Origin of the sequence: Streptomyces sp. NBC_01017 (assembly GCF_045162795.1) — a bacterium.
Lineage (GTDB): Bacteria > Actinomycetota > Actinomycetes > Streptomycetales > Streptomycetaceae > Streptomyces > Streptomyces machairae.
Genome location: NZ_CP108683.1, coordinates 2,536,456 through 2,561,871 on the forward strand (window position 1 = coordinate 2,536,456; position 25,416 = coordinate 2,561,871).

Here is a 25,416-nt window from a genome sequence, read left to right on the forward strand (position 1 = left end):
GACGGCCCGTTCGGCGGCCTCCGCGGCGGACTCACGCGGATCGCCGCCCTGTGCCGCAGCCTCCTCAGCAGACCCCTGCACATCAGCGCCCCGCACCACGGCCTCCTCATCGGACCGACGCAGATCAGCGCCCCGCACCGCAGCCTCCTCGGCCGACTCGCGCGGATCGCCGCCCTGTGCGGCAGCCACCTCCGCCGAACCCTGGTGCCCGGCGCCCCCTACCGCAGCGTCCTCAACGGACCCGCGCAGACCAGCGCCCCGAGCCGCAGCCCCCTCAACCGACCTACGCAGACCAGCGCCCCGAGCCGCAGCCCCCTCAACCGCCCCGTCGTGCCCGGCCTCCGGGGTGGTCTCGCCGGCATCCGCCCGGCGCAGCCGCTCCCCCAGGCCCACCAGTGCTGCGTACTGCTCTCCCAAGCTCGCCGGTCCGTCCCCCATCGGGTCCTTGAAGTAGAAGCCGAGGTCGCCGAGCGGACCGGTCAGGCCGGCTTCGTGGGCGCGGGTCGTGAGGCGGGCGAGGTCCAGGACCAGGGGGGCTGCGAGGGCCGAGTCACAGCCCTGCCAGATGGTCTGGAGGATCATGCGCGTGCCCAGGAAGCCGTCGAAGGCGATGTGGTCCCAGGCGGTCTTCCAGTCGCCGAGGGCCGGGACGTCGTCGATGTGCACCTCGCCCTCGGGGACGGTGCCGAGGGTGTCGGCGAGGACGCGTTCCTTGCCGGCGTTCTTCGCCGCGGCGGCGGCCGGGTCGGCGAGGGCGGCGCCGTCGCCGCCGCCCAGCAGGTTGGTGCCGGACCAGGCGCGGACGGCGAGCGCCCGCTGCGCGAACATCGGGCCCAGCACGGCCCGCAGCAGGGTCTGTCCGGTCTTGCCGTCCCGGCCGGCGTACGGCAGGCCGCTCCGCTCGGCCTCGCGGGCGGCGACGGGGTGGTGAATGCCCTCGGAGGGGGTGAAGTTGACGTAGGGGCAGCCCGCGCGCAGGGCTGCCAGGGCGTACAAGGTGCTGGCCGGCAGCGGGGCGTCGGGCCCCTGGGACGCGGGTTCGGTGGAGGCGACGTTGACCACCACGGCCCGCTCCAGTTCGTGGCGGTGCATGAAGTCGCGTATGTCGTCGGTGAAGGCCGTGATCAGTTCGGCCTCGCTCCTGGTGTCGCCCGGGGCGGGGCCTCCGGGCCTGATCTCCCGGTCGGCGGCGGCGAGTTCGGCGGCGACGGCGGTGGCGACTCCGGGCGGGAGGACGCCGCCGGCGGTCAGGGTCTCGGCGCGTTTGGGCAGGGGGCAGTCGAGCGTGTCGTGGCCCCCGAAGACGAGGTCGGACAGGGCGGGCAGGCCGCTGTCGGTGAACGCCGGGGTCTCGCTCACCATGCCGGTGGGCGGGTGCAGTCCCGCGGTGACGGCGGCGCACCCCGTGACGACGGTGGTGGCGACGGAGCCTCGGGCTCCGATCAGCCACACTCCCACACGCGGTATGGAGAGGGACGCGGACATGGGCAGCCTCCTTGTCGTGCGCAAACCCCGGGGGGAGGGACAAAGACGGCGGGCGGGGGTCCGGCGTCCCCCGCCCGCCGCCGCTCAGCCGCCCGTGGTGGGCAGTTCCTTCAACTGGATGTTGCGGAAGGAGACCTGGTCGTCGGCACCGTGGTTCTGGAGGCCGATGTGACCGTCGGTCAGGCTCCGCTCGGGGTCCTTGTTGGTGAAGTCGTTGATCTTGACTCCGTTGAGGAACACCTGGAGGCGTTCGCCCTGGACCTTGATCTCGTAGGAGTTCCACTGGCCGGGCGGACGCAGGACCTGGTCACGGGCCTTGATGTTCGCCGACTGGAACGAGTAGACGGAGCCCGTCGTGCGCTCGGGCGCGTCCGTGGCGTCGATCTGGATCTCGTAGCCCTTGTTCACCGCGGACCAGGGGTCGTCGGAGGCCGGGAAGCCCACGAAGATCCCGGAGTTGTCGTCGCCCTGCATCTTCCAGTCGAGCTTCAAGGAGTACGACTTCAGGTCCTTGGCCTGGTACCAGAGCAGACCCATGCCGCCCTCGGACTCCAGGGTGCCGTCCTTGACGTTGAACTTGCCGGGGCCGGCCTGCTTCCAGCCTTCCAGGGTCTGGCCGTTGAAGATCTTCCGGTAGTCCTTGCTCGGCTTGCAGTCCGCCTTGACCTGGCCGGTGGCGTACTGCAGACCGCCGAGCAGGTGGGCCCGGAAGGCCTCCTCGGCGTAGGACTCCTTGGTGTGGCCGCCGCCGGTGTAGAAGGACCGGCCGCCGCCGTAGCTCTGGCACCAGGCGATCGGGTGGTCGCCCTTCATGTTCCCGCCCTGGTAGGTGGTCTCGTCCAGGGTGGCGAGGACCTTGGCCTGCTCGCGCGGGTTGGTGCGGTAGTTGTACCACTCGTCGGTGCGCTCCCAGGCGTCGCCGAGGTGCGCGGTCGACGGGTGGTCGTGGTCCTCGACGCGAACGGTGGCCTTCTGGATGGCCGGGTGCGAGTCGAAGTAGGCGCCGACGAGGCCGCCGTAGAACTCCCACTCGTACTCGGTGTCGGCGGCGGCGTGGATGCCCATGTAGCCGCCGCCGTTCTTGACGTAGTTCTCGAACGCCTGCTGCTGCTCGGCGCCCAGCACGTCACCGGTGGTGGACAGGAACGCCACCGCGTCGTACTTGGCGAGGTTGGTCGTGGTGAACTGCCGGGCCTCCTCGGTCGCGTCGACCGTGATGCCGGCCGGGGCGCCGAGCTCCTTCAGGGCGGCGATGCCGGCCGGGATGGAGTCGTGCCGGAAGCCGGCGGTCTTGGAGAAGACCAGGACCTTCTTGCCGCCCTTGAACGGCTGCTTGGAGAACTCGAAGTCGTCCACGTCGTAGAGCGCGCCCTCGCCGCCCTTGAAGACCAGGTAGATCTCCGTGGTGCCCTTGGGCAGCGACCGCAGCGGCACGTCGACGTTCTGGAAGGTCTCCCAGCCGCCGGTCGGCGGGATGTAGGCCGAGCCGTGCAGCGGGCCGTCGGGCGAGCCGGTGCGCAGTTCGATGAAGCCGCCCGCGCCGCCGGAGGAGGCCCGCACGGTCATCTTCTTCTGTCCGTCGAACCGGTAGGGGCTGAAGGAGATCCAGTCGCCGTCGTTGATGTTGCCGACGGTCTTGCCGCCGTTGGCGCCGGTCTTGTCGATGACCGACACGCCCGACTGGGTGCCGAAGTGCTCACCCTGGCGGTGCAGCGGCTGGAGGACGGTGCGGGCGGTGCCGGTCAGGGCCTCCTGGCCGTTGGCCCCGCCGTCGGTGTAGCTGGCGCCGACGACGCCGTAGATGTTGGCGTTGGGGTCGTGGCCGCCGTCACCGGCGGGCGGTGTCAGGGTGCCCTCGCAGCCCATCTCGCTGGTCAGCTCGTGGGCGTGGGAGTCGTGGCCGAGGCTGTAGGCCACCTTGACCTTGGAGCAGTCGACGGTCTCCTCGGGGTCGGTGACGGTCACCTTGAACGGCACGGGCTTGCCGAACTCGGCCAGAGCACCGTTGCCCGGGATGTCGATCTTCACCTTGGGCTCGGTGTTGCCGACCACGATCCGGGCGCTGGCGTTGCCGGTGTTGCCCTCGGGGTCCTTGGCGGTGAAGGTGGCGGTGTAGGTGCCGACCTTCTTGTACCGGTGGGTGGGCTCGAGGCCCTCGCCCTTGGTGCCGTCGCCGAAGTCCCAGCTGTAGGTGAGGTCCGGGGAGTCGGCGTCCTTGGCGGTGGCCGTGAAGGCGACCTTCAGTCCGGCCGCGCCGGACGTCTTGTCGGCGCTCACCTCGGCGATCGGCGAGAAGCCGTCCTCGGCGTTCTCGATCCGGTACAGCGCGGAGTGCTCGTCGCCCTGGAACCAGGAGATGCCGTAGTCGAGGACGTAGAGGGCGCCGTCGGGGCCGAACTCCATGTCCATGATCTGGGTGCCGGTCCACGGGAAATCGTTGATCTTCGCGACGGAGCCGTCCTCGTTCTGCTCGATCCGCTTGATCCAGCGGCGGCCGAACTCACCCGCGAAGAAGTCGCCGTCGTAGGCCTCGGGGAACTTCACCTTGGAGTCGAGGTCGGGGTCGTAGCGGTACACCGGGCCCGCCATCGGGGACTCGGAGCCGCTGCCGAACTCGGGCACGGAGCCGCCGTCGTACGGGATCCACGCGGCCTGCGCGGGTGGCAGGTCGGTGAGGCCGGTGTTGTAGGGCGAGGTGTTCTTCGGGGCGGCGCAGTCGAACTTCTCGCCGGAGGTGCCGGTGGCGAAGTCGTAGTCGAGGTAGGCGTCGTTGTTCCCCGTGCAGAACGGCCAGCCGAAGTTGGCCGCCTTGGTGACCTTGGCGAACTCGACCTGTCCCGCCGGGCCCCGGTTCGGGTCGGCGGCGCCCGCGTCGGGGCCGTAGTCGCCGACGTACACGATGCCGGTCTTGTCGTCGACGCTCATCCGGAACGGGTTGCGGAAGCCCATCGCATAGATCTCGGGACGGGTCTTCTCGGTGCCCGGGGCGAAGAGGTTGCCCTCCGGGACGGTGTACGAGCCGTCCTCGGCGACCTTGATGCGCAGGAGCTTGCCGCGCAGGTCGTTGGTGTTGCCGGCGCTGCGGCGGGCGTCGAAGGCGGGGTTGCGGCCCTCGCGGTCGTCGATCGGCGTGTAGCCGTCGGAGGCGAAGGGGTTGGTGTCGTCGCCGGTGGACAGGTAGAGGTTGCCCGCCGCGTCGAAGTCGATGTCGCCGCCGACATGGCAGCACGTGCCGCGGGAGGCCGCGACGTCCAGAACCTTCTTCTCGCTGGCCATGTCGAGCGTGCCGTTGGCGTTCAGCACGAACCGGGAGAGGCGGTTGACGCCGTCGAACTTCTTGAACTCCTCGGCGGTGCCGGTCTCCGGGGCGTCGCCCGCGGGGGTGTCGAGTGGCGGGGCGTAGTAGAGGTAGATCGCCCGGTTGTTCTTGAAGTCCGGGTCGATGCCGACGCCCTGCAAGCCCTCCTCGTCGTGGCTGTAGACGGGGATCTTGCCGGCGACCTTGGTGACGCCGCCCTGGTCGGTGAGGCGCAGTGTGCCGTCGCGCGAGGTGTGCAGCACGCTGCGGTCCGGGAGCACGGCGAGCGACATCGGCTCGCCCATCTCGGGTTCGCCCTTGGCGAGCGGCACCTGTTGGAACTGGCCCTCGGCCGCCGGTTCGTCGTGTTCCGGGTGGCCGGGGTGGGCGCCGGCGACGGTCGCCGGGGCGCCGACGGCCAGGAGCAGGCCGGTGAACAGGGCGACGGCGGTGCGAAGTCTGGTGCGCGGGGTGCGGGTGCTGCGGAGTCTGGTTCTGTGCACGAAGTCCCTCCGGGAACGGGTGGGCCGTACGGGGTGGGTGCGAAGACGTGCGGTGCGGGCGCCGGGGTGCGCCGTCACCCCGGAGGTGGCTGTGCCATGAACACTTCTGTGTGCCGTGAACACTTCTGTGTGCCCTGAACGCTTCCGTGTGTGTCCTGAACACTTCAGGGACGGTAACCGCGTCCGGCCGGGGCGAACACCCCTTGCGTCGGACTCGGTTGAACTTTCTCCCGTCAAAGGACAAAGCAGGATCTGCGCAGGTCGGAGGGGGGACCGGCGGTGCTGCCGGTCCCCGTCCCCGACCAGCGCCGGGTGCGTGGTTCAGTTGTTGAACGCGGCGTCGAAGGACGCGCTGGGCGGCTCGAAGTCGTACGCCTTGAGACGGGTCAGCGCCTCGGGGGCGCCCTGGAGCCGGTCCATGCCGGCGTCCTCCCACTCGACGGAGATCGGGCCTTTGTAGTCGATGGAGCGCAGCATCCGGAAGACGTCCTCCCAGGGGACGTCGCCGTGCCCGGCCGACACGAAGTCCCAGCCGCGGCGCGGGTCGCCCCACGGCAGGTGGGAGCCGAGCCGGCCGTTGCGGCCGTCGAGGCGCTTACGGGCCTCCTTGCAGTCGACGTGGTAGATGCGGTCGCGGAAGTCCCAGAGGAAGCCGACGGGGTCGAGGTCCTGCCACACGAAGTGCGACGGGTCGAAGTTCAGGCCGAAGGCGGGGCGGCCGCCGACAGCCTCCAGGGCTCGCCAGGTCGTCCAGTAGTCGTAGGCGATCTCGCTGGGGTGGACCTCGTGCGCGAACCGGACGCCCTCCTCGTCGAAGACGTCCAGGATGGGGTTCCAGCGGGTCGCGAAGTCCTCGTAGCCGCGTTCGATCATCGACTCGGGCGCGGGCGGGAACATGGCGACCAGGTGCCAGATCGCGGAGCCGGTGAAGCCGATCACCGTATCGACGCCGAAGGCCGCCGCGGCACGCGCGGTGTCCTTCATGCGGGCGGCTGCGCGCTGCCGGACCCCCTCCGGGTCCCCGTCGCCCCACACCTCGCCCGGCAGGATGGCCTGGTGGCGTTCGTCGATGATGGCGTCGCAGACCGCTTGCCCGACCAGGTGGTTGGAGATCGCCCAGCACTTGAGGCCGTACTTGTCGAGCAGTGTCTTCCTGGAGTCGATGTACGACGGGTCCGCGAGGGCCTTGTCGACCTCGAAGTGGTCGCCCCAGCAGGCGAGTTCGAGCCCGTCGTAGCCGAAGTCGCGAGCGAGCCGGCAGACCTCCTCCAGCGGCAGGTCGGCCCACTGGCCGGTGAACAGCGTGAACGTACGCGGCATGCGCGTCAGCCTCCTCGGGCCGCTCGGGGTGTGTCAGACCGCGATCGGGGTGTAGACGGCGTTCTTCTCGGCGCTCTCCTCCACCGCCGCCAGCACGCGCTGCACCTGCAGCCCGTCGGCGAAGGAGGGTTCGGGCCGGCGGCCCTCGGCGACGGCGTGGACCAGGTCGCGGGCCTGGTGGACGAAGGTGTGCTCGTATCCGAGGCCGTGGCCCGGGGGCCACCAGGCGTCCAGATACGGGTGGTCGGGTTCGGTGACGAGGATGCGGCGGAAGCCGGCGTGCGCGCCCGGTTCCCTGCCGTCGTGGTACGAGAGCTCGTTGAGCCGCTCCAGGTCGAAGGCGATCGAGCCGAGCTCGCCGTTGAGTTCGATGCGCAGGGAGTTCTTGCGGCCGGTGGCGTAGCGGGTGGCCTCGAAGGAGGCGAGTGCACCCGACGGGAGACGGCCGGTGAACAGGGCGGCGTCGTCGACGGTGACCTGGCCGGACCCGTTGGCGGAGACGGCGGACAGGCCGCTCGTGGCTCCGCCGGGCAGCGGACGCTCCCGTACGAAGGTCTCCGTCAGGGCCGACACCCCGGTCAGCCGCTCCCCCGCCAGGTACTGCGCGAGGTCGATGATGTGGGCGCCCAGGTCGCCGAGCGCGCCCGAGCCGGCGAGTTCCTTGCGCAGCCGCCAGGTCAGCGGGAACTCGGGGTCGACGAGCCAGTCCTGGAGGTACGTCACGCGCACGTGCCGCAGCGCGCCGAGGCGGCCCTCGGCGACCATGCTGCGGGCCAGGGCGGTGGCCGGCACCCGCCGGTAGTTGAAGCCGACCATCGCCACCTGGCCGCGCTCGAAGGCCTCTTCGGCCGCCCGCGCCATCGACGTGGCTTCCTCGACCGTGTTGGCGAGAGGCTTCTCGCACAGGACGTGCTTGCCGGCGGCCAGAGCCGCGAGGGCGATCTCGGCGTGGCTGTCGCCGGGGGTGCAGATGTCGACGAGGTCGACGTCGTCCCGTTCGACGAGGGCACGCCAGTCGGTCTCGACGGACGCCCAGCCGTGCCGGTCGGCCGCCGCCCGCGCTGCGGCGGCGTCCCGGCCGCAGATCACGGCCTGCACCGGGTTCAGCGGCAGGTCGAAGACACGGCCCGCGGTGCGCCAGCCCTGGGAATGCGCGGCGCCCATGAAGGCGTAGCCGACCATTCCGACGCGCAAGGGCGGCTTACCTGCCTCGGTCCCTTCTGACTGCTGCTGCGGCTGTCCCATGTGGGTGTCCTCCTCGTCCTGGTCGGGGTGGCGCACGTGGGGGGTGCGGGCGGAACGGATCACTTGAAGCCGGTGGGCATGTACTGGTCGACGTTGGCCTTGTCGACGACCGCCGAGTAGAGCGTGATCGAGGCCGGGATCTCGAACTCGGCCATGCCGCTCACGCCGTTGCCCTGGCCGAGCGCACGGGCCAGATCGATGGCGGACGCCGCCATGGTCGGCGGGTACAGGACGGTGGCCTTGAGGACGCCGTCGTCCTGCTTGATCGCCTGGAAGGCGGACAGGGCGCCCGCGCCGCCGACCATCAGGAAGTCGTCGCGTCCGGCCTGCTCGATGGCCCGCAGCGCGCCCACGCCCTGGTCGTCGTCGTGGTTCCAGAGCGCGTCGAACTTCGACTGGGCCTGCAGGAGCTGGGCCATCTTGGCCTGTCCGGACTCGACCGTGAACTCGGCGGCCTGGCGGGCCACCTTCTGGATGTTCGGGTAGTTCTTGAGAGCGTCGTCGAAGCCCTGGGTGCGCTGCTTGGTGAGTTCCAGGTTGTCGAGGCCGGCGAGTTCGATGACCTTGGCGCCGGACTTCCCCTTGAGCTTCTCGCCGATGTAGTGGCCGGCGTTGAGGCCCATGCCGTAGTTGTCGCCGCCGATCCAGCAGCGGTACGCCTGCGGGGTGTTGAAGATCCGGTCGAGGTTGATGACCGGGATCCCGGCCCGCATCGCCTTCAGGCCGACCTGGGTGAGCGCCTTGCCGTCGGCGGGCAGCACCACCAGCACGTCGACCTTCTTGTTGATCAGCGTCTCGATCTGGCCGATCTGTGCGGCGGTGTCGTTGGAGCCCTCGGTGATCTCCAGGGTGACGTCGGAGTACTTCTTCGCCCGGCTCTTGGCGTTGTCGTTGATGGCGTTGAGCCAGCCGTGGTCGGCTTGCGGTCCGGCGAAGCCGATGGTGACCTGCTTGCCGGGCTTGTCGTCGGCGGCCGGCTGGTCGTTCGCGGCCGGCTCGTCCTTGGACTCGTTGCTCGTGCAACCCGTGAGGAGGGCACCGGCTCCTATGGCGGCGGATCCGAACAACAGCCCTCTGCGACTGGTGAGCTCTGGCATGGCGGTGAACCCTTTCCTCAGGTCGTGCGAAGCGGAAGCGGTACGACCCTCAGGTCGTGCTTGCGGTACGGCGCTGGACCAGCACGGCGGCGACGATGATCGCGCCCTTGGCGATCTGCTGGACGTCGCTCTGCAGGTTGTTCAGGGCGAAGATGTTGGTGATCGTGGTGAAGATCAGGACGCCGAGCACGGAGCCGACGATGGTGCCGCGGCCCCCGGTGAGCAGGGTGCCGCCGATGATCGCGGCGGCGATGGCGTCGAGTTCGTAGAGGTTGCCGTTGGTGTTCTGGCCGGAGCCGGACAGGATGATCAGCAGGAACGCGGCGATGCCGCAGCACAGTCCGGACAGCAGGTAGAGGTAGAGCCGCTGGCGACGGACGTCGATGCCGGCGAGCCGGGCCGCCTCCGCGTTGCCGCCGACGGCGACCGTGCGCCGCCCGAACGTCGTGCGGTTCAGGACCAGCCAGCCGATGATCGTCACGACCGCGAACACCATGACCAGAGGCGGGATGCCGAGGACGTAGGCGTCGCGCTCGCCGAGGTCGAGTACCGAGGGGATGGTGACGATCTGCGTCTTGCCGTCGGTGATCTGCAACGCCAGCCCACGCGCCGAGGCCAGCATGGCGAGGGTGGCGATGAACGGGACCATCGCGCCGTACGCGATCAGCATCCCGTTGACGAGCCCGCACCCCACGCCGACGATCACCGCCGTGAACAGGATGCCGGCGAAGCCGTACTCCTGGGTCGCGACCGTCGTCGCCCACACCGAGGCGAGCGCGACGATCGCGCCGACGGACAGGTCGATGCCGCCGGAGATGATGACGAAGGTCATGCCGACGGTGACGACGCCGATCACGGACGCCTGGGTGAGGACGAGCTGGAGGTTGCGGGTGTCCAGGAACTCGTCCGGCTTGGTGATGCCGCCGATGATGATGAGCACGGCGAGGACGCCGAGCAGGGACAGGGTCCGCACGTCGGCGCGGGCCATCAGGCCCCGCCAGGCGGGCGGTGCTCCGGCCGACTGCACCTTGCCGGTGCTGTCCCGGGGCGGTGAGGCGTGCTGCGTCATGACGCCGGGCTTCCTTCCATGACGAGGTCGAGTACGCGGTGTTCGTCGAGTTCGCGCGCGGGAGCGGTGTGTACGACACGGCCCTCGCGCAGCACCAGGATGCGATCGGCGAGGCCCAGCACTTCGGGCACTTCACTGGAGACCAGGAGCACGGCGAGGCCTTCGTCGGCCAGTCGCCGGATCACGGCGTACAGCTCGGCGCGGGCGCCGACGTCGACGCCGCGGGTGGGTTCGTCGAGCAGCAGGACACGGCAGCCGCGGAGCAGCCAGCGGGCCAGGACGGCCTTCTGCTGGTTGCCGCCGGAGAGCGTGCGCACGGGCACGGACGGGTTGTCGGGCCGCAGCGACAGTTCGCGGGTCGCGGCCCTCGCCGCCCCGAGTTCGGCCGTCCGGTCGATCCAGCCGCCGCGTGAGAAGCGGGACATGGACGACACCGACACGTTGCGGGTGACGGACTCCAGCATCAGCAGCGCCTGCGCCTTGCGTTCCTCGGGGGCGAGCCCGAGCCCGGCGCGCACCGCGGCTCGCACGCTTCCGGGTCGCAACGCCCGCCCGTCCACGATGACTTGACCGGCGGTGGGCCTCCTGGCCCCGTAGATCGTCTCCAGGATCTCCGAGCGCCCCGAGCCCACCAGCCCGGCGAGCCCGACGATCTCCCCGGGCCGCACCGTCAGGTCGAGCGGCTCGAACTCGCCGTCCCTGGCGAGTCCCCGCACCTCCAGCAGCGGCTTCCCGGCCGCGGCCACGTCCTTCGCCGGCCGCTCGGGGAAGACGTACTCGACGTTGCGCCCCGTCATCATGGCCACGACGTCGCGCGTCGGCGTGGTCTTCGCGGGGAGCCCGCCCGCGACGGCCCGACCGTCCTTCAGCACCGTCACCCGGTCGCCGATCCGGCGGATCTCCTCCAGCCGGTGCGAGATGTAGACGACGGCGACTCCGGCGGCGGTGAGGTCGCCGACGATGCGGAAGAGGTTGTCGACCTCGTCCGGGTCCAGGGCGGCGGACGGCTCGTCCATCACGATCAGCCGTACGTCGTGGGAGAGCGCCCGCGCCATGGAGACGATCTGCTGCTGCGCCGCCGACAACTCCCCGACCAGGCGGGCCGGGTCGATCTCGGGATGCCCGAGTCGCTTGAGCAGCTGGGCTGTCGAGGCCCGTGCCGCCTTTCCGCGTACGACGAATCCGGCGGCCGTCGGTTCGTGGCCCAGGTGGACGTTCTCGGCCACCGACAGGTGCTCCACCAGGTCGAGTTCCTGGTAGATGGTGGCGATGCCGAGGCGCATCGCGGCGATCGGCGAGCGGAGGGTGACCTCCTCGCCGCACCAGCGGATGGTGCCGGTGTCGGGCTGGTGGGCGCCGGCCAGGACCTTGATGAGCGTGGACTTGCCGGCGCCGTTCTGGCCGAGCAGACAGTGCACTTCACCGGCCTGGACGTCGAGGTCGACGCCGTCGAGGGCACGGACTCCGGGGAACGACTTGGTGATGCCGGACATGCTGAGCAGGGGTGGTTCTGATGCCATGAGGTCCCCTTGGCGGGCGTGCGGGCCGGTTCAGGGCAGGGCGGAGCTGGGCGCGGTGCTGTGCGGGGCAGAGCAGGGCGGTGCGGGGTACTGTGCGGGGCAGAGCAGGGGGTGCCGGGTGCTGTGCGGGTGAGCCGAACGAAGTAGGTGGCTTACGCGGGTGAGAACAGGTGGTCGCTGATGAGCCGGGCCGCGCCGATGACTCCGGCGGTGGGACCCAACTCGCCCAGGACGATGGGGAGGTTGCCGGTCGCGAGGGGCAGCGACTGGCGGTAGACCTGGGTGCGGATCGCGGCGAGCAGGTTGTGGCCGAGGCCGGTCACCCCGCCGCCGATCACCACCAGGCCGGGGTTGAAGAAGCTGACGAGTCCGGCGATGACCTGGCCGACGCGGTTGCCGCCCTCGCGGATCAGGTCGAGGGCGGTGGAGTCGCCCGCGGCGGCCGCGGCGGCGACGTCGACGGCGGTCAGGGTGCCGTTCGCCGCCAGCCGCGAGGCGAGTTCCTCCGACCGGCCCTGCTGGGCCGCTTCGACGGCGTCCCTGGCGAGGGCCGACCCGCTGAAGTGGGCCTCCAGACAGCCCCGGTTGCCGCAGGCGCAGGGGCGGCCGTCGGGCACGGCCTGGATGTGCCCGATGTCGCCCGCGCTGCCCGTGACGCCCCGGTGGACCTCGCCCCCCGCGACGATGCCGCAGCCGATGCCGGTGCCGATCTTGACGCAGAGGAAGTCGCCCACGGAGCGTGCGACGCCCGCGTGCTGCTCCCCCATCGCCATGAGGTTCACGTCGTTGTCGACCATGACCGGGCAGCCGAGTTCCTGGCTGAGCGCCTCCCGGACGGGGAAGCCGTCCCAGCCCGGCATGATCGGCGGTGCCACCGGCACGCCCTCGGGGAAGCGGACCGGTCCGGGGACGCCGATGCCGGCGCCGTCGTACCCTTCCGCGAGCCCGGAGGCCCTCAACTTCGCCGCCATGGACAGGACTTGCTCGAAGACCGTGACCGGGCCCTCGCGGACGTCCATGGGCTGGTTGACATGGCCGAGGATTTCCAGCTCGGCGTTGGTGACGGCGACGTCGACCGAGGTCGCGCCGATGTCGACGCCGAGGAAACGCAGCCCGGGGTTGAGCCGGACGTTGTGGGAACGGCGGCCACCGCGCGAGGCGGCGAGTCCGTCGGCCACGACGAGGCCCGTCTCCAGCAGACGGTCCACCTCCACGGCCAGCTTGGACCGTGACAGGTCGATCTGATCACCCAGCTGGGCCCGGGAGTTGGGCCCGCCGTCGCGCAGCAGCCTGAGCAGCTTGGCCTGATGGGCGTTCGCGGGTCGTGCCGTCATGCGTCTCACGAGCCCCTCCCCGCCTCAATCGGCCTGTGCGCGCCGGGTTTCGGCCACGTCCGCGGCCTGCTTTCGAGGGGAACGTAGCAGTGGGCGCCGGGGCTGGGAAGAAGTTGCGCAGAGATTGCCATCAACTTTCTCCACTCACAGGACAAAGACGAGATCGGTACGCCCCCTGCCGCCGATCGTCTCGGTGTGCCGAGGATGCGCAAGTGCCGTGCAAAGGGGTCCGGTTGGCTACCCTGTCCCTCCAGCAGCGGTGCTTTGGGGGGAGCGCGAATGGCTCAGGGAACCTCGTCCGACGAACCGGTATCGACGCGGGCCGCGGACAGCGCCGGCGTCACGCCGCCACCACCTGTTCCCGCCACGGCGCCCATACCCGCCCCCGCCGCTCCCCCGAGGTCCGGACGTTCGTCGCCCGGCACCGGGCCCGGCTATGCGATGCGCGTGGCGAACGGGTCGTACGACTGGTACCACAACGCCGCCATCAGGGCGCGCCGCAACTTCCGGCTGACCGAGACCCTGCTCCTGCTCGTCTCGGCCTCGATCCCGGTCTCGGCTGTCATCTCGCCCGGGACCGCCGTAGTGCCCGCGATCCTGGGCGGCGTCGTCGTGGTGATCACCGGCCTGCGGTCCGTCTTCCACTGGCAGGACGACTACCTGCGCTTCAGCGAAGCCCGCGAGGCGGTCGAGGCGGAACGCCGCCTCTACTACACCGGCGCCGAGCCGTACGCCGCCCCGGACACCCGGGACCAAATGCTCGCCACCAACGTCACCCGCATCGAGCAGCGGGAGATGGGCACGTGGATACAGCTCGCGAGTCCGCGGACGGATGCCACGGGGAGCAACGCGCAGTACTGAACTCCATGGCAGCGCTCAGGACTTGACCCTGTCGTGATACGACCGCCGCGTGTGCTCGGTGTGCTCCCGCATCAGCTGCGTGGCGCCCTGTTCGTCCCGGCCGGTGATCGCGGCGATCATGCCGCGGTGCTCGATCCAGGACTGCTGCCCGCGCTGGCGGGCGACCGGCGTGTAGTACCAGCGCACGCGCCGGTCGACCTGGGCCGCCAGCTCGGCGAGGACCGCGTTGCCCGCGAGCTCCATGATCTTCGCGTGGAAGCGGGCGTTGAGGGCGACGGCGGCATCCACGTCGTCGGCGGCGACCGCCTTCTCGCCCTCCGCGCACAGCTGCTCCAGAGCCGCGATGCCGGCGCTGTCGGCGTGGGCGGCGGCGAGGCGGGCCGCCTCGGCCTCCAGGAGGGTGCGGACGGTGAGGAGCTGGTCGGCCTCCTCCTCCGTCGGCTCGTGCACGAACGCGCCCTGTGCGGGTCGTAGATCGACCCAGCCCTCGGTGTTCAGCCGCTGCAGCGCCTCGCGCACCGGCTGCCGGGACACACCGAGGTGACCTGCCAGTTCGCTCTCGACCAGATGCTGGCCGGGCTGGAGGGCGCGGGTCGTGATGAGTTCGAGCAGCGCCTCGTAGACGCGGTCGCGCAGCGGGCCGGGCCGTTCGAGCTTGGGCACCGCACCCTGCGGCAGTCCTGTCGACAACATCGGTCCCCTCCTGGGCGAACACCGGGCGACTGCGTCGCGTAGCCGACCGTCACGGAAAGCCAGTATCAATTGTCTTTCGTCTACAGTCTACGGCGCACAAAGGCCAGGGAACCGGGGAGTTGGCCACATCACACCGGCGTCAGGGGCAGCGCACGACCTGCCCGGCGTACGACAGGTTGCCGCCGAACCCGAAGAGCAGCACCGGATCCCCGGTCGAGATCCGCCCCTGTTCCACGAGCTTGGACAGTGCCAGCGGAATGCTCGCCGCCGAGGTGTTGCCGGACTCCGACACATCCCGCGCGACCACGGCGTTGACCGCGCCGAGCTTCTCGGCGAGGGGCTCGATGATGCGCAGGTTGGCCTGGTGCAGGACGACCCCGGCGAGGTCCTCGGGCGCCAGGCCCGCCCGCTCGCAGGCCCGGCGGGCGATGGCCGGCAGCTGCGTCGTCGCCCAGCGGTAGACGCTCTGGCCCTCCTGCGCGAACCGCGCGGGCTGCCCCTCGATGCGCACCGCGTGCCCCATTTCGGGCACCGACCCCCACAGCACCGGCCCGATGTGGGCCTCTCCGGACGCCTCCACGACGGCCGCGCCGGCCCCGTCGCCGACCAGCACACAGGTCGTGCGGTCGCTCCAGTCGGTCACGTCGGACATCTTGTCGGCGCCGATCACCAGGGCGCGGGTCGCGGCTCCCGCCCGTACGGCGTGGTCGGCGGTGGCCAGGGCGTGGGTGAACCCGGCGCAGACGACGTTGATGTCCATCGCGGCGGGCGACGGGATGCCGATGCGGGCCGCGACGCGGGCGGCCATGTTCGGGGAGCGGTCGATGGCGGTGGAGGTGGCGACCAGGACCAGATCGATGTCGCCGGGCGCGAGGCCCGCCGCCGCGAGCGCCTTGGCGGCGGCGTGCGCGGCCAGCTCGTCGACCGGCTCGTCGGGCCCGGCGATGTGGCGCGTACGGATGCCCACCCGGGATGTGATCCACTCGTCACTGGTGTCGACCATGCCCGCCAGTTCCTCGTTGGTGAGCACCCTGGCGGGCTGATAGTGGCCGACTGCGGCGATGCGCGAGCCGTTCATCGATGGTGGTCCCCTCGAACATCGGGTAGCGGGATTCACCAGTCTGATCAGTGACTCGCGGGTACGACGGCAGGTGATGCCACAGGAATCGGGCGCCCCTGTTGTCGGCTTCTATCAGACCATCGGACGCCCGAACATCTCTCGAACGCCTACCCGGTGAACAGCTGCGTCGCCTTTTGTACGAGTTCGTAGAGCCCGTACGCGAGCGGTACCCCCACCCACACCCAGGCGAAGGCGATCAGGCCCCGCCGGCTAGGCGGACTGCTGTCGCTGGACATCTGCGGCCTCCTTCGACGCCGGGGCGGAGGTGGGGGACGGGACGTGATGGCGGGGATGGACGGGGCGGACGAGCTCATTGGCGACAAAGCCGACCGCGAGCAGCCCGATCATGATGAACAGGGACATCGTGTACAGGGCCGAGCCGTCCTTGCCCGCCTCCTCCTGCCGGTCGGCGATCCAGTTGACGATCAGCGGTCCGAGGACGCCGGCCGTGGACCAGGCGGTGAGCAGCCGGCCGTGGATGGCGCCCACCTGGTAGGTGCCGAAGAGGTCCTTCAGATAGGCGGGGATCGTCGCGAAGCCGCCGCCGTAGAAGGAGAGGATCACCAGCGCGCACAGGATGAACAGCGGCTTCGACGAGTCGCCGGCCAGCGCGATCAGCCCGTACATCAGCGCGCCCGCGCCCAGGTAGAGGCGGTAGATGTTCTTGCGTCCGATCAGGTCGGAGGTCGACGACCAGCCGATGCGGCCCGCCATGTTGGCGGCGGACAGCAGGGCGACGAAGCCGGCGGCGGCCGACACCGACACCGGTGTGGAGGTGTTGGCGAAGAAGTCCGTGATCATCGGGGCGGCCTTCTCCAGGATGCCGATGCCCGCCGTCACGTTCATGCAGAGCACGACCCACAGACACCAGAACTGCGGGGTGCGCACGGCGTTGCGGGCGGACACCTGCGGTCCGTCGAACACGCCGGGCCCGTCGCCGACCGGCTTCTCGGTGCGCGGCACCCTGACCAGCAGCACGCCCAGCAGCATGAACACGGAGTACGACAGCCCGTGCACCAGGAACGCCATCGCGATCCCGGAGCTGTCGCTGCCGAACGACTCCAGCATCTGCGCCGACCAGGGCGAGGCGATGAGCGCGCCGCCGCCGAAGCCCATGATGGCGATGCCGGTGGCCATGCCGGGCCGGTCCGGGAACCACTTGATCAGCGTCGAGACCGGGGAGATGTAGCCGATGCCGAGGCCGATCCCGCCGACGAAGCCGTAGCCGAAAACGATCAGCCAGTACTGCTCGGTGGCCGCGCCCAGCGCGGAGAGCAGGAAGCCGGAAGAGAAGCAGATCAGGGCGACCGTCATCGCCCAGCGCGGTCCGTTGCGCTCCACCAGCGTGCCGCCGAACGCGGCCGACAGACCGAGCATGACGATGCCGAGCTGGAACGGCAGCGCGCTCTGCGTGCCGCTGAGGCCGAGGGCGGATTCGAGCGGCGGCTTGAACACGCTCCAGGCGTAGGCCTGGCCGATGGACAGATGGACCGACAGAGCAGCGGGCGGAACCAGCCAGCGGCTCCATCCCGGGGGTGCGACCGGTGGACTCATGATCCCGAACGGTAGGGAGCAAGAGGGGACTTGAGAAGGCGGCACGTCGACCGTATGCGGTGAGCGGTATGCAGCAAGCGACGAACGGTCGAACACCGTCCGGAGAGGCACGGGAGCGTGCGGGAACGTGCGCGAACCCTTGCTGACCCCTTATCCATACTGTAGACAATATTCCGTCGACAGGATTTGACAGTTCCACTGCTGTCGGACCTTTCTCAGCCACCTCCGCGGTACTCCCTCGACCGAACGGAGCGTTCCGAAGTGAAAGTTGCAGTCCTCGGCGCCGGTGCCATCGGCGCCTATGTCGGAGCCGCGCTCCATCGCGCGGGCGCCGACGTGCACCTCATCGCCCGTGGACCGCATTTGGCGGCCATGAGGCAGCACGGAGTGCGGGTGCTCAGTCCGCGCGGCGACTTCACCGCCCGCGCCCACGCGACCGACGATCCGGCCGAAGTCGGCCCGGTCGACTACGTCTTCCTGGGCCTGAAGGCCAACTCGTACGCGGCGTGCGGGCCGCTCATCGAGCCCCTTCTGCACGCCACCACAGCGGTCGTGGCCGCCCAGAACGGCATCCCCTGGTGGTACTTCCACCGCCACGGCGGCCCCTACGACGGCCACCGCATCGAAAGTGTGGACCCGGACGGCGCGGTCAGTGCGGTGCTCGCGCCCGAACGGGCCGTCGGCTGTGTCGTGTACGCCGCGACCGAGCTCGAAGGCCCCGGTGTCGTACGGCACTTGGAAGGCACCCGGTTCTCCGTCGGCGAGCCCGACCGCAGCGTGTCCAAGCGCTGTCAGGACCTCGGCGAGGCCATGATCGCCGGCGGCCTGAAGTGCCCGGTCGAGCCGGACCTGCGCAACGACATCTGGCTCAAACTGCTCGGCAACATCTCCTTCAACCCGATCAGCGCGCTGGCCCGCGCCACCATGCGGCAGATGTGCCTGCACGGCGGCACCCGCAAGGTCATCGAGATCATGATGACCGAGACGCTCTCGGTCGCCGAGGCCCTCGGCTGCGAGGTCGGCATCTCCATCGAGCGCCGCCTCGCGGGTGCGGAACGGGTCGGCGACCACCGCACCTCCACGCTCCAGGACCTGGAGCGCGGCAAGCCGCTGGAACTCGACGTACTCCTCGCGGCGGTCGTCGAGTTGGCGGAGATCACCGGCGTGGAGGTGCCCACCCTGCGCACCGTGCACGCCATCTCGGACCTGCTCGCGCTGAGGAGCGCCGCATGAGGAGCGCCGTATGAGGAAACGCGACCGTACTCCGAAGACGTACACCCGGCTGACGCACCCGCTCGTCCGGGACTCCCGCGACGAGCCGTTCCGGCAGGCGAGCTGGGAGGAGGCACTGGACCGGGCGGCCCGCGGCCTTGCGGCGGCGCGCGGCGCGTTCGGCATGTTCTCCTGCGCCCGAGCCACCAACGAGATGAACTACGTCGCCCAGAAGTTCGCCCGGGTCGTGATGGGCACCAACAATGTCGACTCCTGCAACCGCACCTGCCACGCGCCCAGCGTGGCAGGACTGTCGGCGGCCTTCGGCTCGGGCGGGGGCACCTCCTCGTACGAGGAGATCGAGCACACCGACGTCATCGTGATGTGGGGCTCCAACGCCCGCTTCGCGCACCCGATCTTCTTCCAGCACGCGCTCAAGGGCATCAGGAACGGCGCCCGCATGTACGCCGTCGACCCGCGCCGCACCTCCACCGCCGAGTGGGCGGAGAGCTGGCTCGGCCTGAACGTCGGCACCGACATCGCGATGGCGCACGCGATCGGCCGCGAGATCATCCACGCGGGACTGGCCAACGAGGCGTTCATCGAGCGGGCGACCAGCGGCTTCGAGGAGTACAAGGCGCTCGTCGAGCCGTGGACGCTGTCCCTCGCCGAGAAGGTCACGGGCGTACCGGCCGCCGCCATCCGGGAGCTGGCCCACGCCTACGCCCGCGCCGAGCGCGCCCAGCTGTGCTGGACCCTCGGCATCACCGAGCACCACAACGGCACCGACAACGTCCGCGCGCTGATCAACCTGTCGCTGCTGACCGGGCACGTCGGCCGCTACGGCAGCGGGCTCCAGCCCCTGCGCGGGCAGAACAACGTGCAGGGCGGCGGCGACATGGGCGCCATTCCCAACCGCCTCCCCGGCTTCCAGGACATCCTCGACCCGGACACCCGTCTGAAGTTCGAGTCGGCCTGGGACACGGTGATCCAGCCCCACTACGGCCTGAACCTCACCGAGATGTTCGAGGCGATGGAGGAGGGCACGCTCAAGGCCGTCTACTGCATCGGCGAGAACCCGGCGCAGTCGGAGGCGGACAGCGAGCAGGCCGTACGGCGGATGCGGCAGCTGGACTTCCTCGTCGTCCAGGACATCTTCCTGACGAAGACGGCCGAGCTGGCGGACGTCATCCTCCCGGCCACCGCCGGGTGGGCCGAGACCGAGGGCACAACCACCAACAGCGAACGGCGAGTTCAGCGGGTGCGGCGAGCGGTCACCCCGCCCGGCGAGGCACGCGAGGACATCGACATCATCTGCGAGCTGGCGGCGCGGCTCGGCCACGAGTGGAAGTACGCCGATTCCGAGGCCGTCTGGAACGAGCTCAGGTCGGTGTCGCCGGACCACTACGGGATGACGTACGAACGCCTGGAGGAGCACCAGGGCATCCAGTGGCCGTGCCCGAGCACGGAGCAGCTCGAACCGACCTATCTGCACGGTCGGTTGTGGGAACCGGAGCCGGCCCGGCGCGGGATGCCGGCGCCGTTCGGGATCGTCCAGCACGATCCGCCGGTCGACCTCACCGACGAGGAGTTCCCGATCCGGCTCACCACCGGGCGGCGGCTCGACTCGTACAACACCGGTGTCCAGAGCGGGAGTTTCGCCTCCCCACTGCGGCGCGGCGAGTACGTGGAGCTGTGCCCGGAGGACGCCGAGCGGTACGGGGTGGTGGTCGGCGAGGAGGTCCGGGTGAGCTCGCGGCGGGGTTCGGTCGTCGCGCCGGTGTGGATCGACACCGCGCTGCGGCCGGGGCTCGCCTTCATGACCATGCACTTTCCCGACGAGGTGGACACCAACCAGCTGACGATCGAGGCGAACTGCCCGATCGCGGGGACGGCGGAGTTCAAGGCGTCGGCGATCCGGATCGAGAAGCTCCCCGTCGCGACCATCGTGAGGTGACATAAGTGGACCTGCACTTCGGCGACAGCAAACCGACGGACGACGAACGGGCCGCCGTCGACGCCCTGCTCGGCCCTCCGGAGTCCTCCTGGGAGGGCGCCGACCGCTCCGACGCGGACCTGAGGTGGGCCAAGGGCGGCCGCGAGGCCCGGGACCGCCGCGACCTGCTGTTGCCGGGGCTGCACGCCATCAACGACCGGATCGGCTGGATCAGCGACGGCGCCCTCGACTACCTGTGCCGGCGGCTGACCGTTCCGCCTGCGGAGGCGTACGGCGTCGCCACCTTCTACGCCATGTTCTCGGTCAAGCCGCGCCCCGCCACCGTGCTCCACGTCTGCACGGACCTCGCGTGCGCGGCCTCCGGGGCGAGCGAGCTGTGCGCCGGGATCGAGGCGCGTCTCGGCCTCGGCAGCGGGGTGAGCGTGGAGCGCAGCCCGTGTCTGGGCCTGTGCGAACGGGCTCCGGCGGCGCTCGCGATCAAGGCCGGGGACCCGGTGCGTACGGCGGTCTCGGCGCCGGCGACCGTGCACGACGCGGTCCTCGCGGCGAGCGCTCCGGACTCGGCACCCGAGGAGCCGCCGGCGGCGCTGGCGGTTCCCCAGGCGGGCGGCGAGGAGCTGATCCTGCTGCGCCGCGTCGGAGTCGTGGACCCCTCGTCGCTGGACGACTACCGCGCCCACGGTGGCTACACCGCCCTGCGCCGGGCCTTCGAGCTGGGCCCCGCCGGAGTCATCCGCGAGGTCACCGACTCCGGCCTGGTCGGGCGTGGCGGCGCCGCCTTCCCCACCGGCCGCAAATGGCAGGCCACGGCGTCGCAGCCCGACCATCCCCACTACGTCGTCTGCAACGCGGACGAATCCGAACCGGGCACCTTCAAGGACCGCGTGCTGATGGAGGGCGACCCGTACGCGCTGGTCGAGGCCATGACGATCGCCGCGTACGCCACCGGCGCGCACCAGGGATACCTGTACCTGCGCGGCGAGTACCCACGCGCCCTGCACCGCCTGGAACACGCCCTCGCGCAGGCACGCGCGCGGGGACTGCTCGGGGACGACATCCTCGGCCAGGGGTACGCCTTCGACATCGAGATCCGCCGGGGGGCCGGGGCGTACATCTGCGGCGAGGAGACCGCCCTGTTCAACTCGATCGAGGGCTACCGCGGCGAGCCGCGCTCGAAACCGCCGTTCCCGGTGGAGAAGGGCCTGTTCGGCAAGCCGACCGTCGAGAACAACGTGGAGACGCTGGTCAACGTCCTGCCGATCCTGACCATGGGCGCACCTGCGTACGCGGCGATCGGGACGGGGAAGTCCACCGGCCCGAAGCTGTTCTGCGTGTCGGGGAGTGTCGCGCGGCCGGGCATCTACGAGCTCCCCTTCGGCGCGACGCTCGGTGACCTGCTGGAGCTGGCCGGGGCGCGGGACGGGCTGCGGGCGGTGCTGCTGGGCGGGGCGGCGGGCGGCTTCGTACGGGCCGACGAGCTGGACATCCCGCTGACCTTCGAGGGCACGCGGGAGGCGGGCACCACGCTCGGTTCGGGTGTGGTCATGGCTTTCGACGACACGGTCCCGCTGCCCAGGCTGCTGCTGCGGATCGCCGAGTTCTTCCGCGACGAGTCGTGCGGGCAGTGCGTGCCGTGCCGGGTCGGGACCGTACGGCAGGAGGAGGCGCTGCACCGGATCGTGGAGCGCACGGGTGCGGCGGCCGCCGATGACATCGCCCTGCTCAGGGAGGTCGGCCGCGCGATGCGGGACGCCTCGATCTGCGGTCTGGGGCAGACCGCGTGGAACGCCGTGGAATCCGCCATCGACCGTCTGGGGGCGTACGAATGACCGCGATACCGCTGGGGATCCCGCGCCGGCTGCTGGAATTCACGATCGACGGGGAGGCGGTGCGCGCTCCCGAGGGTTCGACGATCCTCGACGCCTGCCGGGCCGCCGGAAAGGACGTGCCGACCCTCTGCCAGGGCGACACGCTCACGCCCAAGAACGCCTGCCGGGTGTGCGTCGTCGAGGTGGAGGGCTCCCGCACCCTGGTCCCGGCCTGCTCCCGCAGGGCCGAGCCCGGCATGGAGGTCCGTACCGGCACGGAACGGGCCCGCCACAGCCGTAAGGTCGTCCTCGAACTCCTCGCATCCTCGGTCGACTTGTCGACGACTCCACAAGTCGCTGAATGGATCAAGGAGTACGAGGCGAAGCCGGACCGATTCGGCCCGGACGCGGCCCGCCTGGGCGAGGAACCCAAGGTCGACAACGATCTGTACGTGCGTGACTACGACAAGTGCATCCTCTGCTACAAGTGCGTGGACGCGTGCGGCGACCAGTGGCAGAACACCTTCGCGATCTCCGTCGCCGGCCGCGGCTTCGACGCCCGGATCGCGGTCGAGCACGACGCCCCGCTGACCGACTCGGCGTGCGTGTACTGCGGGAACTGCATCGAGGTGTGCCCGACGGGGGCCCTGTCCTTCAAGTCGGAGTTCGACATGCGGGCGGCCGGTACGTGGGACGAGTCGGCGCAGACGGAGACGACCACCGTGTGCGCATACTGCGGAGTGGGCTGCAACCTCACTCTCCACGTGCAGGACAATGAAATCGTGAAGGTCACCTCACCGCATGACAACCCGGTGACCCACGGCAACCTCTGCATCAAGGGCCGCTTCGGCTACCAGCACGTACAGAACCGAGGCTGAGACACGACATGGGACGAGTCACGGAACGACGCAAGGTGATCCGCATCCGGGACGGGGCCGTCTCCACGCGCCCGGACACCCTCGTCGCCGAGGAACCGCTGGAGATCAGACTGAACGGCAAGCCGCTCGCGATCACCATGCGCACCCCGGGCGACGACTTCGCGCTGGCGGCAGGTTTCCTGGTCAGCGAGGGGGTCCTCGCCGAGCAGGGCGATCTGCAGAACATCGTGTACTGCGCCGGCGCCACGGTGGACGGCTCCAACACGTACAACGTGGTGGACGTGAGGACCGCGCCGGGCGTGAAGATCCCGGACATCACGCTGGAGCGGAACGTCTACACGACCTCGTCCTGCGGCCTGTGCGGCAAGGCGAGCCTCGACGCGGTCCGCACGACGGCCCGCTGGCCGATAGCCGACACTCCCCCGGTCCGGGTCGAACCCGAACTGCTCGTGAGCCTCCCCGACCGGCTCCGCGCGGCCCAGCGGGTCTTCGACCGGACCGGGGGCCTGCACGCGGCGGCCCTGTTCACGGAGGACGGCGAGCTGCTGGACATCCGCGAGGACGTGGGCCGGCACAACGCGGTCGACAAGCTGGTCGGGCGCGCCCTGCAGAACGGGGACCTGCCGCTGTCCCGGACGATCCTGCTGGTCTCCGGGCGGGCCAGTTTCGAGCTGGCGCAGAAGGCGGTGATGGCGGGGATCCCGGTGCTCGCGGCGGTCTCGGCGCCCTCGTCGCTCGCAGTCGACCTGGCCGCGGAGACGGGCCTGACGCTGGTGGGCTTCCTGCGGGGCAGCTCCATGAACGTGTACGCGGGCGAACACCGGCTGGCCCTGCGGACCGCGGCCGCCCAGGCCTGACAGGTTCCCCGCGACACGGCGGCGGGGCCCCGACCGGCGGGGAGCGCCCCCTGCGCCGTGCAGGGGCCCCGTCTCAGCCCGAGGCTCGCGCACGACAGGCTCGCGCACGACGGTCGCTCAGCTCCGCGTGCCGGAGATCCGGACCAACAGGTCCATGAACCGGTCGCGTTCGGCACGTGACAGCGGGGCGAGGAGCGCGTCATTGGCCTCGCGGGCCGCTTTCTCACAACGCTCCAGCAGGCGCGCACCCGTGTCGGTGAGGGAGACCGCGTTCTTGCGGCGGTCGTTCGGGTCCGGCTCGCGCAGGACGAGACCGGCGGATTGCAGGTCGTTGAGGATCCCGACCAGGTCCTTGGGGTCGAGCTGGACGCCGCGGCCGAGATCCGCCTGCGCCACGGGGGCCAGGTCGCGGACGGCCGAGAGCACCACGTGGTGCCACATCTTCATCCCCTCGGCCGCGAGCGCCTCGGCCACCAGGGAACGCCCCCGGGCCGCCGCTCGGCCGAGCAGCCAGCTGGGGAGGGAGCGGATCGCGGGAAGGGGTGCTTCGAGCATGCCGGCACCCTATCGGGAATTCATTGGACCTCCCCATGACCGACGGCTAGCGTCAGCACCGCCCAAACCGTTGGTGGTCCCAATGACTTCTGGAGATGCGATGCGCCGCGTCCGCTACGAATCGACCGGCGGCCCCCTGTTCCTGGAGGAGACCCCGGTCCCGGAACCGGGCCCCGGCGAGCTGCTCGTCCGCTGCGAGGCCGTCGGCGTCACGCTCCCGGTGGTCCGCAAGGTCACCGAGACGGCCGAGCCCGTCCCGCTCGGCGGCGAGGTCGCGGGTGAGGTCGTGGCCGTGGGCGCCGGAGCCGGCCGCTTCCGCACCGGCGACCGCGTGACCGGCCTGTGCTTCGGACACGGTTACGCCGACTACGCGGTCCTGCGCGAGGACATGGCCTCCGCCATTCCCGACACCGCCACCGCCGTCGACGCGGTCGCCCTCGTCCGCGGCGGCCTGGTGGCGCTCGGCGCACTGGAGGCCGCCCGGCCGCGGCACGGGGAGGCGGCACTGATCACCGCGGCGGCGAGCGGGGTCGGACACCTGGCCGTGCAGCTGGCGCGGGTTCGGGGCGCGGGACGGGTCGTGGGCGCCGTCTCCGATCCGGCGAAGGCGGACTTCGTGCGCTCCCTCGGCGCCGACGAGGTGGTCACGTACCGGGACGAGGACTGGGGGGACCCCGTCGACTACGTCCTCGATGCCGTCGGCGGCGACCTGCTGAGCCCCGCCCTCGCGGCGCTCACGCCGGGCGGGCGACTCGTGGCCTACAGTTCGGGCGGCGGGACAATTCAGGCATACGACCTTCTTGTAGGCGCCAAGTCCGTCGTCGGATTCCAGATGGCCCGGATCGCTCGGGGCGAGCCGGAGTTGTACGAGCGGTGGCGACGGGAGCTGTGGGAGCTGTTCGAGGAAGGCGCCGTCAAGCCTGCCGTGCACGGGGAGTTCACTCTGGAGGAGGCCCTCGAGGCCCATGTGGCGGTCGAGACGCGGGCCAACCGAGGGAAAGTAGTACTCCATACGGGAGTGACACGTGCACGGTTCTTGTGATGTGTGCG

The 25,416-nt window shown here is 70.5% G+C and carries 19 protein-coding genes and 1 pseudogene; 7 read left to right on the forward strand and 13 right to left on the reverse strand.

Features of this window, described 5'->3' with window-relative positions; all coding sequences use genetic code 11:
- Positions 1-372 precede the first annotated feature (372 nt).
- The 8 genes and pseudogenes from OG331_RS11750 to OG331_RS11785 all read right to left on the reverse strand — a co-directional run.
- A pseudogene (locus OG331_RS11750) lies at positions 373-1,485 on the reverse strand (inositol-3-phosphate synthase); the annotation flags it as partial.
- A gap of 84 nt (positions 1,486-1,569) precedes the next feature.
- The gene (locus tag OG331_RS11755) at positions 1,570-5,286 is read right to left on the reverse strand and encodes a ThuA domain-containing protein (RefSeq protein ID WP_406194821.1); all 3,717 of its coding nucleotides are present in this window, start codon (positions 5,284-5,286) and stop codon (positions 1,570-1,572) included.
- Positions 5,287-5,607: 321 nt separating this feature from the next.
- Positions 5,608-6,606 (reverse strand): sugar phosphate isomerase/epimerase family protein, encoded by a 999-nt coding sequence (locus OG331_RS11760; protein WP_406194824.1) that lies wholly within the window; start codon positions 6,604-6,606, stop codon positions 5,608-5,610.
- Positions 6,607-6,639: 33 nt separating this feature from the next.
- Positions 6,640-7,851 (reverse strand): Gfo/Idh/MocA family protein, encoded by a 1,212-nt coding sequence (locus OG331_RS11765; protein WP_406209957.1) that lies wholly within the window; start codon positions 7,849-7,851, stop codon positions 6,640-6,642.
- Positions 7,852-7,910: 59 nt separating this feature from the next.
- Complete coding sequence (locus OG331_RS11770) at positions 7,911-8,948, reverse strand: substrate-binding domain-containing protein (protein ID WP_406194827.1); 1,038 nt, start codon at positions 8,946-8,948, stop codon at positions 7,911-7,913.
- A 49-nt stretch (positions 8,949-8,997) separates the two neighbouring features.
- Positions 8,998-10,017 carry an ABC transporter permease gene (locus tag OG331_RS11775; protein WP_328878100.1) on the reverse strand — a complete coding sequence of 340 codons (1,020 nt, stop codon included), beginning with the start codon at positions 10,015-10,017 and terminating at the stop codon, positions 8,998-9,000.
- On the reverse strand, positions 10,014-11,537 hold the full coding sequence (locus tag OG331_RS11780) for a sugar ABC transporter ATP-binding protein (protein ID WP_406194829.1): 1,524 nt from the start codon (positions 11,535-11,537) through the stop codon (positions 10,014-10,016). Before OG331_RS11780 ends, OG331_RS11775 begins: the two co-directional genes overlap by 4 nt.
- Positions 11,538-11,689: 152 nt before the next feature.
- Complete coding sequence (locus tag OG331_RS11785; RefSeq protein ID WP_406194831.1) at positions 11,690-12,871, reverse strand: ROK family protein; 1,182 nt, start codon at positions 12,869-12,871, stop codon at positions 11,690-11,692.
- A 279-nt stretch (positions 12,872-13,150) separates the two neighbouring features.
- Between OG331_RS11785 and OG331_RS11790 the strand changes: the two genes are divergently transcribed.
- Entirely contained in the window at positions 13,151-13,732 is a 582-nt protein-coding gene (locus OG331_RS11790) for a DUF4231 domain-containing protein (RefSeq protein WP_406194834.1), read from the forward strand.
- Positions 13,733-13,747: 15 nt separating this feature from the next.
- On the opposite strand, the gene OG331_RS11795 is transcribed toward OG331_RS11790, so the two are convergent.
- From OG331_RS11795 to OG331_RS11810, 4 genes are all read right to left on the reverse strand, one after another.
- Positions 13,748-14,425, reverse strand: coding sequence for a GntR family transcriptional regulator (locus OG331_RS11795; protein WP_406194837.1), 678 nt, complete (start codon positions 14,423-14,425; stop codon positions 13,748-13,750).
- A gap of 139 nt (positions 14,426-14,564) precedes the next feature.
- Entirely contained in the window at positions 14,565-15,503 is a 939-nt protein-coding gene (locus OG331_RS11800) for a beta-ketoacyl-ACP synthase III (protein WP_406194840.1), read from the reverse strand.
- 149 nt (positions 15,504-15,652) lie between these two features.
- Positions 15,653-15,781, reverse strand: coding sequence for a hypothetical protein (locus OG331_RS11805; RefSeq protein WP_274245889.1), 129 nt, complete (start codon positions 15,779-15,781; stop codon positions 15,653-15,655).
- Positions 15,756-17,099 (reverse strand): OFA family MFS transporter, encoded by a 1,344-nt coding sequence (locus OG331_RS11810; RefSeq protein WP_406194843.1) that lies wholly within the window; start codon positions 17,097-17,099, stop codon positions 15,756-15,758. Before OG331_RS11810 ends, OG331_RS11805 begins: the two co-directional genes overlap by 26 nt.
- 261 nt (positions 17,100-17,360) lie before the next feature.
- On the opposite strand from OG331_RS11810, the gene OG331_RS11815 reads away from it, so the two are divergent.
- The 5 genes from OG331_RS11815 to fdhD are packed head-to-tail and all read left to right on the forward strand — an operon-like array spanning position 17,361 to position 23,811.
- Positions 17,361-18,332 (forward strand): 2-dehydropantoate 2-reductase, encoded by a 972-nt coding sequence (locus OG331_RS11815; RefSeq protein ID WP_406194845.1) that lies wholly within the window; start codon positions 17,361-17,363, stop codon positions 18,330-18,332.
- Positions 18,333-18,342: 10 nt separating this feature from the next.
- A complete protein-coding gene (locus tag OG331_RS11820; protein ID WP_406194847.1) occupies positions 18,343-20,268 on the forward strand; it encodes a molybdopterin oxidoreductase family protein in 1,926 nt (641 codons plus the stop codon).
- 5 nt (positions 20,269-20,273) lie between these two features.
- Positions 20,274-22,097 carry an NAD(P)H-dependent oxidoreductase subunit E gene (locus OG331_RS11825; protein WP_406194850.1) on the forward strand — a complete coding sequence of 608 codons (1,824 nt, stop codon included), beginning with the start codon at positions 20,274-20,276 and terminating at the stop codon, positions 22,095-22,097.
- A complete protein-coding gene (locus OG331_RS11830; protein ID WP_406194852.1) occupies positions 22,094-22,954 on the forward strand; it encodes a 2Fe-2S iron-sulfur cluster-binding protein in 861 nt (286 codons plus the stop codon). The genes OG331_RS11825 and OG331_RS11830 overlap by 4 nt, the downstream gene beginning before the upstream one ends.
- 8 nt (positions 22,955-22,962) lie before the next feature.
- Complete coding sequence (gene fdhD, locus OG331_RS11835; RefSeq protein ID WP_406194854.1) at positions 22,963-23,811, forward strand: formate dehydrogenase accessory sulfurtransferase FdhD; 849 nt, start codon at positions 22,963-22,965, stop codon at positions 23,809-23,811.
- 117 nt (positions 23,812-23,928) lie between these two features.
- Here the strand turns inward: fdhD and OG331_RS11840 are convergent, their stop codons facing one another.
- Positions 23,929-24,366 (reverse strand): MarR family winged helix-turn-helix transcriptional regulator, encoded by a 438-nt coding sequence (locus OG331_RS11840; RefSeq protein WP_406194857.1) that lies wholly within the window; start codon positions 24,364-24,366, stop codon positions 23,929-23,931.
- Between the two features lie 100 nt (positions 24,367-24,466).
- Between OG331_RS11840 and OG331_RS11845 the strand changes: the two genes are divergently transcribed.
- Positions 24,467-25,408 (forward strand): zinc-binding alcohol dehydrogenase family protein, encoded by a 942-nt coding sequence (locus OG331_RS11845; RefSeq protein WP_406209959.1) that lies wholly within the window; start codon positions 24,467-24,469, stop codon positions 25,406-25,408.
- Positions 25,409-25,416 lie beyond the last annotated feature (8 nt).